This window comes from Chitinibacter fontanus (assembly GCF_013423785.1).
Lineage (GTDB): Bacteria > Pseudomonadota > Gammaproteobacteria > Burkholderiales > Chitinibacteraceae > Chitinibacter > Chitinibacter fontanus.
This window is the reverse complement of sequence record NZ_CP058952.1, coordinates 1,847,597-1,859,865: the sequence shown is the minus strand read 5'-3', so window position 1 is coordinate 1,859,865 and position 12,269 is coordinate 1,847,597. Positions and strand designations below refer to the sequence as shown.

Genomic DNA, 12,269 nt, shown 5'->3' with positions numbered 1-12,269 from the left:
ATATTAAGCAAGAAAGAAATACGCCATGGCGGTATATTAAAATCTTACGCCGATCTTGAATTTGTACCGACTGGCGCCATATCTTATTCAATCACTTATTTGAAGCTGGAGCCGCCATGAGCGTGCCGCACCTCACTACCGCCCTCACCGGTCCATTACTTGAATTAGAGCGCAAAATTCTGGCAGCCCAGCCCGAAATTGAGCATTGGTTGCGTAATCAGTGGCAAGAACACACGCCGCCATTTTACGGCTCGGTTGATTTGCGCAACGCCGGCTACAAGTTGGCCCCGGTGGATATGAATCTATTTCCGGGTGGGTTTAACAATCTGAACCCAGACTTCCACCCCTTGGCGGTTCAGGCCGCCATGATGGCCTTGGAAGGTTACTGTCCAGATGCGCGCCGCATTTTGTTGATCCCGGAAAATCACACCCGTAATCTGTTTTATCTACAAAACGTCGCCGCATTAGCTAAAATTTTGCGCCAAGCCGGGATGGTGGTACGCATTGGCAGTATGAATCCTGAAATTAGCGCGCCGACCGAATTAGACTTACCGGATGGCAGCAAAATGCTGCAAGAGCCAGTGATTCGTACCGGCAACCGAGTCGGTCTGGCCGATTTCGACCCCTGCGTGATTTTGTTGAACAACGATTTATCTGGCGGGATTCCGGACCTGCTGAAAAACATCGAGCAAACCCTATTACCTCCATTACACGCTGGCTGGGCTGTGCGTCGCAAAACCGAGCATTTTGCGGCATATGATCGCGTTGTGGCCGAGTTTGCCCAGATCGTCGACATCGACCCTTGGCTAATCAACCCCTATTTTGAACATGTCGATGGGCTAGATTTTCATGCGCGCGAAGGCGAAGAAAAGCTGGCCGCCACCATTGACACCATGATCAGCAAAATTGCGGCCAAGTACGCTGAGTACGGCATCGATCAAACCCCATTTGTGATCGTCAAAGCCAATGCCGGCACCTATGGCATGGGCATTATGAGCGTGAAATCGGGCGAAGAGTTGGTGGGGCTGAACCGCAAGCAACGCAATAAAATGTCGGTGATTAAAGAAGGCCTAGAAGTTCACGATGTAATCGTGCAAGAAGGCGTACCCACGTTTGAAACCATCGACGATGGCGTTGCTGAACCGGTCGTTTACATGCTCGATCGCTTTGTGATTGGCGGCTTTTACCGCGTACACACTGGCCGTGGTATCGACGAAAACCTGAATGCGCCCGGTATGCACTTCAAACCATTGGCCTTTGCGACTTCCTTATCAACACCCGACTGTGATGGCTCACCCGATTGTGAAGCCAATCGTTTTTATGCCTACGGCGTTGTGGCACGCTTAGCGCTGCTCGCGGGCTCACTCGAGCTGGAAGAAGGAAGCCTGTAATGCACATCCTGTTTGTCGCCGACCCACTCGATAGCTTTAAGATTTACAAAGACTCGACCTACGCGATGATGCGCGAAGCGAATGCGCGCGGGCATCAGGTTTGGGTGTGTTTGGCCGGTGATTTACGGCTAAAAGACGGTGTGGTCGAGGCTACAGCGCAGCAGATTGGCTTTACGGATTCACAGGTCAATCATGATTGGTATCACGTCCAACAAGCACGCACCATCGCCTTGCGCGATATTGATGCAGTGGTGATGCGCAAAGATCCTCCGTTTGATCAGCAATATTTATACGCCACGCAATTATTTAGTCTCGCCGAGGCGCAAGGTGCGAAGGTATTTAATCGTGGTCAGGCGCTGCGCGACTTTAATGAAAAACTGGCGATTTTCCAGTTTGCACAATATATCGCCCCGACGATGGTCAGCCAGAATATGGCCGATATTCGCGCCTTTGTCAGCGAACATGGCGATGTGATTGTCAAACCGCTCGATGGGATGGGTGGGGCGGGTATCTTCCGCATCACCAATACGGATGCTAACTTGGGCAGCATACTGGAGATGCTTAGCCATAATGGCGAACGGTTGGTAATGGCGCAAAAATATCTACCCGCAATTAAAGATGGTGATAAACGCGTATTGCTAATCGACGGCGTACCGGTGGATTGGTGCTTGGCACGGATTCCGCAAAATGGCGAAACGCGTGGCAATCTGGCGGCAGGCGGTGCGGGCGTGGCGCGCCCATTGTCAGCACGCGATCGCGAAATTGCCGAGGCGCTGGGCCCGCAATTGGCGGCGCAGGGCTTGCTGCTGGTTGGGCTCGACATCATTGGCGAGAATCTAACCGAAGTGAACGTCACCAGCCCCACGTGTTTTCAGGAAATCACCGCCCAATCGGGCATCAATGTCGCCGCGTTGTTTATCGACGCGCTCGAAAGAAAATGCGCGTGAAGCACAACTTTTCTCGCCTGCTAAGCCGTGGCCTGCTACTTGCCACGGCTTTTTTGCTGACAGCCTGCGGCAAAAACGAGCTGTACCAACAAGAAAGTTATGTATTTGGCACTCGGGTGCAAATCAGTATTTATGGGCTAGATGAAGCAGTAGCCGCCAAACATGCAGCGGCGGTGCTGGCCGAACTTGATCGCTTGCACCGCAAACTGCATGCTTGGCAGCCCTCGGAGATCACCCGACTCAATACCGCCTTTAAAAATGGTGAAACCACTGAGGTCGATCTGGAATTGCTGGCGATGTTAAACGCGGCGAAAAACTACGCGCAGCAAAGCGATCAGTTGTTCAACCCTGCCGTTGGGGGCCTGGTGACATTGTGGGGCTTTCATCGCGACACCTTTGCCCCTGTTATTGCCGATCAACAGAAGATTGCTGCGCTGCTAGCTGCGCAGCCAACAATGAATAATCTAGTGATCGACGGCGCCAATGTCAGCAGCAACAACCCTGCAGTTGAAATTGATCTGGGTGGCTTTGCCAAAGGCTGGGCGCTGGATCATTCGGCGAAATACCTACGCCAGCAACGCGTGCTAAATGCTTTAATCAATATTGGTGGCAATGTCTTGGCGCTCGGAAAAAAAGACCAAGAACCTTGGACGGTGGGTTTACAACATCCACGCCAACCCGAGGCGATGGCCACTATTGCCCTCAAAGATGGCGAATCGATCGGTACTTCGGGTGATTATCAACGTTATTTTATGCTGGGCAATAAACGCTACAGCCATTTGATCGACCCTCGCACAGGACAACCGGCTCAAGGTGTACAAGCGGTGAGCATTATTGCCCCACCCAGTCAGAACGCCGGCCTGATCTCGGATGTGGCAACCAAACCAATGTTCATTGGTGGCGTAGCCAGTAGTTGGATGTATGCACAGCGCTTTGGCGTAAAAGATGTCTTGGTCATTAACGAGCAGGGAGATGCGTTTATTTCTGCTAGCTTGCAAGCCCGCATTAAATGGCTAAAAAAACCGACGCACTTATATCGTTTGCGTTAATGCGCGGACCTTGGGCGAAGTCAATTTTACCTTCACAGCTTACCGCTAAGATCACCAACAGGCGCACCGACTGTTGCACTCCAGTGATTTGGCATTTTTCATGCTGCTGAAATAGCAAAAACTTTATATGATGCTTCATTGGATTTAAAAACCTAATGCTCACAAGGCAGTAGGACTTGCAAAAGGACGTATTTCGGCATGGTAGGGATAATCATTGTGACCCATTATTCGATGGGAGAGGCTTTGATGACATGTGCACAGCACATTATGGGACGCCCTTTGCCGAACCTAGGGCAACTTGCGGTCAGCAAAGCTGACGAACCCGATGAAGTCTTGCGCCGTGCACAAGCCTTGATCGACGAGCTAGACGATGGCTCAGGCGTGCTATTGCTAACCGATATTTATGGCGGCACGCCATCTAACGTTGCCAATCGACTCATCAGTGCCGGCAAGGTAGAAGCGGTCGCTGGGGTTAACTTGCCAATGTTGGTACGCGCACTATCCTACAGCCACCAGTCTTTGGATATCGCGGTCAGTAAAGCGATCACTGGTGGCCTAGAAGGCGTTTTGTATATGTTACCAAGCAGTCAGCCGTAATAAGGAACGAGTAGAATGCCGCAGCAAGAAGTAGAAATCATCAATAAATTGGGTTTGCACGCCAGAGCATCGAGCAAATTTACGCAATTGGCGAGCCAATTCCAATGCGAAGTTTGGGTAAGCCGCAATCAGAAACGTGTGAATGCCAAATCCATCATGGGCGTGATGATGCTAGCGGCAGGAAAAGGCAGCAAAATCATCATCGATACCAGTAATGCACCGGATGAGCAAAAAGCACTCGATGCACTGATCGCTTTAGTTGCCGATAAATTTGGCGAAGGCGAATAATAAAAATAGGTGATCGTCGCCAATAGAGCGCACGACACCTGCACCAGCAGCACAATGCAGTTGGGCCTTGTGTCAGGAGGGATTTGATGAGTATTAGCCTACATGGTTTAGGCGTGGGTGGCGGTATCGCCATTGGTCATGCCCATTTGGTATCGCAAGCCGATATCGAAATACTGCATTATCAGATCCCTGCCGATGGCCTTGCTGCCGAATTACAACGCTTCGATGAGGCAATCCGCAGCACTCGCAAAGAGCTGGAAATGCTGTGGGGCAGTATTCCCGATAATGCCCCGCAGAATTGGGTGCGTTCTTGAGCTTGCACATTATGCTGCTCAATGATCACACGCTATCAAAAGAACCCCGCCACATTATCGAACAGCAACGCTGCAATGCTGAATGGGCGGTGAAACAGCAGCTCGATGTTCTGCTGGCACAATTTGATGAGATTGAAGAAGAATATTTGCGCGAGCGGCGCACCGATGTTATTCAAGTTACCGAGCGAATTTTCAAAGCTCTGGCAGGGCATGAACATGGCAACCATGCCCCTAGCTGCGATGGCGACGATTGTATTCTCGTCGCACACGATCTTTCACCTGCCGATATGGTGCTCTTCAAAGACACCAGTTACAAAGCCTTTATTACCGATGTCGGCGGTCTTACCTCGCACACAGCCATTCTGGCACGTTCGCTCGATTTACCTTCGGTTTTGGCACTACGCAATGCCCGGGAAATCATCCGCGAGCAAGAGCTGATTATTGTTGATGGCATTAAGGGCTGCGTGATTGTTGCCCCAGATGATGCGATTTTGGCTGAGTATCAATTCCGCCAAAATGAGTGGCTGATTAAACAGGCCAAGCTGCAAGATATTCGTACCCAAGCGGCTGTAACACTCGATGGCACCCAGGTTGAACTGACTGCGAATATTGAATTGCCCGACGATTGTGATCTAGCACTAGAAAATAGCGCCAGCGGCATTGGCTTGTTCCGTTCCGAATTTTTATTTTTGAAAGAAGATGATCTGCCGACAGAAGAGGAGCAATTTCTCGCTTATCGTGAGGTTGCACAAGCCATGCAAGGCAAGCCGGTGGTGATTCGGACAATTGACTTGGGCAAAGATAAAATTCCGTCTTGGCAAATCGAGCGAGCTGCGCCAAACCCAGCGCTGGGTTTAACAGGTATCCGCTTATGCATGGCTGAGCCGCAAATGTTCCGTACCCAGCTACGCGCACTTCTTCGAGCATCTGCATTTGGCAAAATCAAATTGCTGATCCCAATGTTGTCAGCACTGAATGAGGTTAAACAAACCCGTTTGCATTTAGACGACATCAAAGCTCAATTGCGTGAAGAAGGCATTGCATTTGATGAGAATATCGAACTAGGCGGCATGATTGAAGTGCCCGCCGCTGCCATGGCCGTGGGTGCATTTCTTAATCATTTGGATTTTATCTCGATTGGTACCAACGATTTGATTCAGTATTCTTTGGCAGTCGATCGCAATGATGATGCAGTCAGTCATTTGTATGACCCACTTAACCCTGGGGTCCTACATTTTCTAAAACACATCATTAATACAGCCGACAAAATGGGAAAACCAGTGTCGATGTGCGGCGAAATGGCAGGTGATCCAAGCTTGACGCGCCTGCTATTGGGTTTAGGTTTGCGCCGCTTCTCAATGCTGCCGATTCAGCTCTTGAAGGTGAAACAGCAATTGCTCACTGCAGAGCTAAGCCGAATCAAACCATTGGTGAGCAAGATGCTCAAAGCCGATGATGAAGAGCAGTTAAGAGTTTTGCTCCAGCAGCTAAATAGCTAACTGGATTGTTTTATTACCCAGAACCGCAAAGACAACTTTGCTAAACGACCTAGAAGACTTCTTTCCTCCTGAGCCTTGCGGCAGGGAGCACATTATTCGCTGCCTGCAAGAAGCACGGCGGCTGTTTGTCGTGCATTGCGAATCGAGCATCGTTCTAGCTCAATCTGCCCTGCAGGCAGCCGACACTCTGAAGGCAACCGATTTAGAAATCGAGGCCCTGCTACTAATCGGGCAATCGCAGCAAATCATCCAACATACTGATACCGCAGTACACAGCTTTACCCTAGCACTTGAGAAAAGCAAGCTAGTACATGATACCCGGCAACAAAGCCAGTGCCATGAAGGGCTAGCGCTGTGCTACCAAAGTCAGCGTCAAACACAAAAAGCCTTGCATTCGTGGCTCAACTCCCTTGAGTTGGCAACGCAAGAAAACCAGATTGAGCGCTATATTCATTGCTATCTTGGCATTGGTGATCTGTACTTCCAGCGTGATCACTTTGAGCAAGCATTTTATTTTCAATCGCAGGCAGTGGAATGGGCGCAGCTACATCAAGATATTGATCTGCAATCGCGAACGCAGCTTCATCTGGCGGCGACATTGATTCGGATTCAAGACTATGCGCTGGCCGAGCGTTTATTGCTAAAAACTGAAGACACCCTGATTTTGCCGATCCGCTTGTCGTGGCTCGCCGAAATCAACCACTATCTGGGGCAAATTAGTTTAGCAAAGCATGACTGGATTCGTGCGCAGGCGTATTTTCAGGCCGCGTATGACCTTAATCTGAATACCAGCTCACGCTGGGGGCAAACGCAATGCTTGATTAGCTTGGGCCAACTAGCCTGCCAACAAGCAGAGCATGAAAAAGCCATTGTGCACCTCCAGCAAGCGCTTGAGCTGGCCGAAGCATTAGAAAATGAGCATCTGCAGCAGCAAATTCACCGGGCACTTTCCAGTAATTACGAGGCCTGCGGTGATTTTATTCGTGCCACGATGCATCACATTGGGTTTCATAATTACTACCTGCAGCTACAAAAACAAAACACTCGCGATCAATTGGATGCTATTTCTACCCGCCGGCTCAACCAAGCGGAAATCAAGCTTCAGTTATTGCGTAGCGAATTGGAAGTAAAACAACTCATGCAGCAACGTAGCCTAGAGCATGAACGCATGCAACAGCTCGAAAATGCAGCCTATCATGACGCACTTACCGGCGTGCTCAATCGCCATGCACTAGACGAACAACTGCCATTGCTACTGCAGCAAATTCGCCAGGAAAAAAACAAACTGTGCCTGATCATGATTGATTTTGATCATTTCAAACAGGTCAATGATCTGCATTCACACCAAATTGGCGATGAAGTACTCAAACAAGGCTCGAAAATCTTATTGCAGCTAACACGCGAAACCGATTTGCTGGCGCGCTTTGGCGGTGAGGAATTCGTGCTCGTTCTGCCGCGCAACGATGCCAGCATAGCACTGAGGATTGCCGAACGGATGCGCCAAGAAATAGCCCGCCATGACTGGGATAAAGTCTCCACAGGCTTACAGGTCACCATCAGTTTGGGCTGCGCGCAATGGCAACCCGCAATGTCGATTGATGAACTCATGGCGGCTGCCGATCAGGCGCTGTATCAAGCGAAGCACCAAGGTCGTAATCAGGTCTGCTTATATCAGGGGCCCGAGCAATGAGCACCATTATTAGTGAACAAGCCTACTTCGAGGCTGAATATGCCAGCACCTTAGCATTGCTGGCCCAAAATCTTCAGCAAGCCCAACAGGCTGCGCAGCAATTATGTAAATGGGCTCGGCAATCAAAAAACCTCGAATGGCTCGGCCTAAGCCTGCGGGTACTAGCAAAGTGCCAAAAAGCACTGGGGCAACCAAATGAGGCCATTGCCAGCCTGCAAGCCAGTATTCGGCATTACAAACGCCACAAACTCATGCCGCAAGCGATGCAGAGTTATGACGAATTAGCCAATCTACTACACGAACAGCTAGCCTATTACCCCGCGCTGGATGCGTGGTTGCAATCACTTGAAGTTGCAACGGTGCTGCAAGCTTCCTACGGCTGTATTCGCGCTTATTTAGGGATTGGCAAAGTGCATTTTGCCTTTGGCGACTACCGCAAAGCCATGCATTTTCATCAAATTGCGCATAATTTGAGCCAGCCCTTGCAAGATAAGGCACTGGAATGTGAACTCAACCTCAATCTAGCCGCCGATGCCTACCGCTTGGGCAAATATCAAGAAGCACTCAGCGCACTGGAGCAAATTTCCGCCCATTTACCCGCTGGGCAAAAACAGCCGGAATGGGAAGCGGAAGTTCTTACCTACAATGGCTTGATTCAAATGCACTTTGAGCATTTTTCGGAAGCACAAGAGCTGCTAAGCCAGGCTTATCTATTATTTAGAAAACATCATCTGATTGCCGGGCAAGGTCAGGTCATGCTGGCGCTAGCAACCTGCTTTGCAGCACTGCAGCAAGCCGATCTGGCCGAAGAATGCCTGCAAGAAGCAGCTCGGCTTAGTGATGAGCATCAGTTGCTGCCACTCGCGATTGAATCACATACCCAATTAGCCAAGCTTTATCTGGATACGGGGCAATATCAAGCAGCGCTCAGCCATCGCAAACGCCTGCATGAGCTGGTCGCTGGCCAGCATGACCAGCGAGGGTTCCCAATGCAACTATCAAATCAAACCAAAGCCCGCTTGCGCCGGATCGAGCGGGAACTAGAAACACGTAAATCAATATTACGTCTGCAATCCTACGTCGCTTGATGGCTCTAAATTGCCTACCATCAGGCGCGCCAACAGGCTGGTCAAGGCAATAAGGTATAATCAAGGTTTTGCTGCTCGCATCAACCACCCGCCATGACCGTAAATACTCTGTCTTTATCTGAACCACTACGTGATTATTTCTTGCAAATGGCACTGCGTGAGCCTGATATTTTGCGGCAATTGCGCGAAGAAACCAGCGAGCATCGCGTAGCAAAGATGTCTCTCGCCCCCGAGCAAGGCGCTTTGCTGATCTTCCTATTACGGCTGATTGGCGCAAAACGCTATATCGAAGTTGGTACTTTTCTTGGTTACAGCTCAATCGCTGCCGCCATTGCAATGGGCGAAGATAGCCAAGTCATTGCCTGCGATGTCTGTGAAGAATTTACCATCCAAGCGCAAAGCTGGTGGAAACGTGCAGGTATTGAGCAACAAACCAAGCTGTATCTCGATCGCGCGGTGGAAACGCTGCCACGCTTGCTCGAAAAAGGAGCGGCGGGTCAATTCGATTGCATGCTGATCGATGCAGATAAGCCCAATTACCCCAATTATTATGAATACGCGCTACAACTAGTGCGCCCGCGTGGCTTAATCATTCTGGATAATATGTTTCTCAATGGTCGTGTCGCCACGCCACAGGCGAGCCATCCACGCAGCGTTGCCATCTTGCATGAATTTAACCGCCAACTTCGTGATGATCAACGGGTTGAGCATTGTATCTTACCGGCAGGAGATGGGATGACCATCTTATTTAAACGCTAAGGGTATACCCTTGCAAAGCTTAACCATACTACCTTACAAGCACATACCCACAACAACCAAAGGGATCTAGCCTACTATGCGCACACCACCGATTGGTGCTGGCAAATAGTAGATCAAGAGCTAAACTGAAAGCCATTGCTCCCCAGATACCCTAGTTATGTTCCCTTTAACACAGCCGTTTAGCAGCACTGTGCAATTTGCCCAAATGGTGGCGCAGATTGAATCGCTGTTGCATAACGAACGTGCCCAAGCCCAAACCCTACTTGACCAGCTACTAAGCCAAACTCGGGCGGAACATGATGCGGTTGGCGTGATTACAGCCATCGAATTACAGTCACAAATTACCTACGGGGATGCCAGCCTTGACCTGCAGTACGAAGGCTTGCAAATGGCGCAAACTCATCGCCTATTTGCAGCAGAAGCACGGCTACTAAACCTGATTGGTCGTGCACTTTACGCCAGCGCCCGTTACCAAGAAGCCATGCAAATTTGGGCTCGTTGCCTAGAAGCAGCGGAGCTTTCCCAGCAATATATCGCTTGGGTGAAAGCCAAAATGGGCTTGGGGCAAATTTACGATGCACTTGGCGATCATCAATCTGCAGTTCAGATGCATCAAGAAGCCATTGCCCGCTGCGGCAGCTTGGAAGATGACTGGTTGCTATTGCAAGCACACATCAATCTAGGGGTGAATTTATTCAAACTTCGTCGCCACGACGAAGCACTGGCCGCGTATAACTTCGCGCTCGATACCGCCAGAACGCTAAAACATGCTGACGATGAAGCCGAAGCATTAATGCGAATCGGCGAGTTATATGTGGCAAAACAATCTTTTTCATTAGCGATGGCATCGCTCGATGCCGCACGGGTCATCGCAGAACGCACAGGTTATCGCTGGGCTTTAGCGCAAACCATCTTACTGCGTGCAGAATGCCTATTGCGAATGGGCCGCCCCAAGGAGGCTTTGCAGCAATCTCATCAAGGGCTTGATATCGCCAAACAGGCCGGTGCCTTGCATGTCCGTATGAAGTTGCACTATCTGCTGAGTGAAATTTGCGAAACACTTGAAGACTTTGCTACGGCGTTGCAAATGCAGCGCCAAGCGCAACGGCTAGAGCAACAAATCCAACAAGCCAGCCAGCGCGATCCGCTACAGCAAGTGGCACAAATTGCAGGTTTACAACCCAATGCCGAGCAAACGCTGCTAAATCTGGCGAGCTCTTGTTCACTAGAGCAAGGCTCGCTGCCCAGCATCAGCCTTACTCTTTGCCAAACAGCATGCCAAATCCTGCAGCTTGCACAAGCCAGCTTCTGGCAATGGGCAGATGATGGTAAGCGTTTAATCTGCCTGATGCGCGGCAATGCTGTCGGTGAGCGCTTGAGTACAGGGCCAGATTTACAGCGCGAACAACTACCTGAGCTTTTCACTTACCTGCAAACAGGGGAAATGGTGGTTGCCCACTCGGCGACTCAGCATTTATATACCTGGCGCTGGAGCGAACTGACGTTGCAAGCGCAAAATATCCACGCCTTGATTTTGGTGCCAGTACGCTTGAACGATCAAACCATTGCGGTACTCGCCTGTGAGCATCTGGCTAAACAGCGCAATTGGCAACGCGCTGAATTGCAGCACGCGAATCAATTGGGGCTACTTGCCAGCCGCGCGCTAGCTCAGCATCAACAGCAGTTCTACCAACAGGAAATCGCGGCGCTCAATACTAAGCTGCAAGGCCAAAATGATGAGTTGGAACTCCGCGTGGCAGAACGAACCCAAGCCTTGCAAGATGCGAGCCAGAAACTGGTGCACGCCGAAAAACTAGCCGCGCTAGGATTTCTGGTCGCCGGGTTTGCACATAAGCTCAACACACCATTGGGCAGCATCCTCACTGCGGCAAGCACCTTTAGCGAACATAGTCTCGAGCTTGGGCATAATTTAGCCGCTGGTAGCGTGAAGAAAAGCCAACTGGAGCAATACATTCAGGATAGTCTGCACAGTGCTGCAATTATTCAGCGCAATGCACACCGCGCCAGCGAGATGATTCGCGATCTGCGCCAACTTGCCGACGATGATAGCTCAGCGCTCCCAGAGCGCTGTCAGCTTAAAACTCTGATCGAGCCTATCATTGAACGCTGGCAAACCAGTGACACACTCCGGCGCATCCAGATCAGCAACCTCATTGATCCTCAACTCGAGATCAGCAGTTATCGTGCCGCAATAGAGCAGATTATTGGCCAATTACTCGAAAATAGTTTGCGCCATGCATTCGGCCCCGGCCAGCATGGGCAAATTACGCTTCGCAGCCAAATCAACACGCCGGATCAGGTGCAACTGGTATATCAGGACAACGGCAAAGGCATTGCGCATGAACTGCAGCCAAAAATTTTTGAGCCTTTCTACACCACGCAATTTGGCCAAGGACATAGTGGCCTTGGCATGTATCAGGTCTATTCACTGATTCACGGCAAGCTTGGCGGCGACATCAGCTTACGCAGTGAGATTGGGCAAGGCGTTGAAATCACACTAACTTTACCAATCCGTGCGTCATTTGCTGGCTAATCAAACGAGTCTGCTGGCTAAAAACCTTAATACTTATCAGGTTATTTTTCCTAATTTGAAGCATTTAATCCGATAAAAAACAAGCATTTAGCT

At 50.2% G+C, this 12,269-nt stretch carries 9 protein-coding genes and 1 pseudogene; all 10 read left to right on the top strand.

Annotated elements, in window-relative coordinates; all coding sequences use genetic code 11:
* Positions 1-116: 116 nt before the first annotated feature.
* On the top strand, positions 117-1,391 hold the full coding sequence (gshA, locus tag HZU75_RS08610; RefSeq protein WP_180305698.1) for a glutamate--cysteine ligase: 1,275 nt from the start codon (positions 117-119) through the stop codon (positions 1,389-1,391).
* Entirely contained in the window at positions 1,391-2,338 is a 948-nt protein-coding gene (gene gshB / locus HZU75_RS08605; RefSeq protein WP_180305697.1) for a glutathione synthase, read from the top strand. Before gshA ends, gshB begins: the two co-directional genes overlap by 1 nt.
* Positions 2,329-3,387 carry an FAD:protein FMN transferase gene (locus HZU75_RS08600; protein ID WP_180305696.1) on the top strand — a complete coding sequence of 353 codons (1,059 nt, stop codon included), beginning with the start codon at positions 2,329-2,331 and terminating at the stop codon, positions 3,385-3,387. The genes gshB and HZU75_RS08600 overlap by 10 nt, the downstream gene beginning before the upstream one ends.
* Positions 3,388-3,585: 198 nt before the next feature.
* Complete coding sequence (locus HZU75_RS08595; RefSeq protein WP_180305695.1) at positions 3,586-3,984, top strand: PTS sugar transporter subunit IIA; 399 nt, start codon at positions 3,586-3,588, stop codon at positions 3,982-3,984.
* 15 nt (positions 3,985-3,999) lie between these two features.
* Positions 4,000-4,272: an HPr family phosphocarrier protein gene (locus HZU75_RS08590; RefSeq protein ID WP_180305694.1), complete on the top strand. Its 273-nt coding sequence runs from the start codon at positions 4,000-4,002 to the stop codon at positions 4,270-4,272.
* A gap of 86 nt (positions 4,273-4,358) precedes the next feature.
* A pseudogene (ptsP, locus tag HZU75_RS08585) lies at positions 4,359-6,085 on the top strand (phosphoenolpyruvate--protein phosphotransferase).
* Between the two features lie 37 nt (positions 6,086-6,122).
* Positions 6,123-7,775 carry a tetratricopeptide repeat-containing diguanylate cyclase gene (locus HZU75_RS08580; protein ID WP_180305693.1) on the top strand — a complete coding sequence of 551 codons (1,653 nt, stop codon included), beginning with the start codon at positions 6,123-6,125 and terminating at the stop codon, positions 7,773-7,775.
* On the top strand, positions 7,772-8,863 hold the full coding sequence (locus tag HZU75_RS08575) for a tetratricopeptide repeat protein (protein ID WP_180305692.1): 1,092 nt from the start codon (positions 7,772-7,774) through the stop codon (positions 8,861-8,863). Before HZU75_RS08580 ends, HZU75_RS08575 begins: the two co-directional genes overlap by 4 nt.
* 93 nt (positions 8,864-8,956) lie before the next feature.
* A complete protein-coding gene (locus tag HZU75_RS08570; RefSeq protein ID WP_180305691.1) occupies positions 8,957-9,622 on the top strand; it encodes an O-methyltransferase in 666 nt (221 codons plus the stop codon).
* A 157-nt stretch (positions 9,623-9,779) separates the two neighbouring features.
* Positions 9,780-12,176 carry a tetratricopeptide repeat-containing sensor histidine kinase gene (locus HZU75_RS08565; protein WP_180305690.1) on the top strand — a complete coding sequence of 799 codons (2,397 nt, stop codon included), beginning with the start codon at positions 9,780-9,782 and terminating at the stop codon, positions 12,174-12,176.
* Positions 12,177-12,269: the final 93 nt, after the last annotated feature.

Excerpts from the sequence above, each read along its gene's own strand:
- gshA (WP_180305698.1), top strand. The coding sequence starts at position 117 with ATGAGCGTGCCGCACCTCACTACCGCCCTCACCGGTCCATTACTTGAA.
- gshB (WP_180305697.1), top strand. The coding sequence starts at position 1,391 with ATGCACATCCTGTTTGTCGCCGACCCACTCGATAGCTTTAAGATTTAC.
- HZU75_RS08600 (WP_180305696.1), top strand. The coding sequence starts at position 2,329 with ATGCGCGTGAAGCACAACTTTTCTCGCCTGCTAAGCCGTGGCCTGCTA.
- HZU75_RS08595 (WP_180305695.1), top strand. The coding sequence starts at position 3,586 with ATGGTAGGGATAATCATTGTGACCCATTATTCGATGGGAGAGGCTTTG.
- HZU75_RS08590 (WP_180305694.1), top strand. The coding sequence starts at position 4,000 with ATGCCGCAGCAAGAAGTAGAAATCATCAATAAATTGGGTTTGCACGCC.
- HZU75_RS08575 (WP_180305692.1), top strand. The coding sequence starts at position 7,772 with ATGAGCACCATTATTAGTGAACAAGCCTACTTCGAGGCTGAATATGCC.
- HZU75_RS08570 (WP_180305691.1), top strand. The coding sequence starts at position 8,957 with ATGACCGTAAATACTCTGTCTTTATCTGAACCACTACGTGATTATTTC.
- HZU75_RS08565 (WP_180305690.1), top strand. The coding sequence starts at position 9,780 with ATGTTCCCTTTAACACAGCCGTTTAGCAGCACTGTGCAATTTGCCCAA.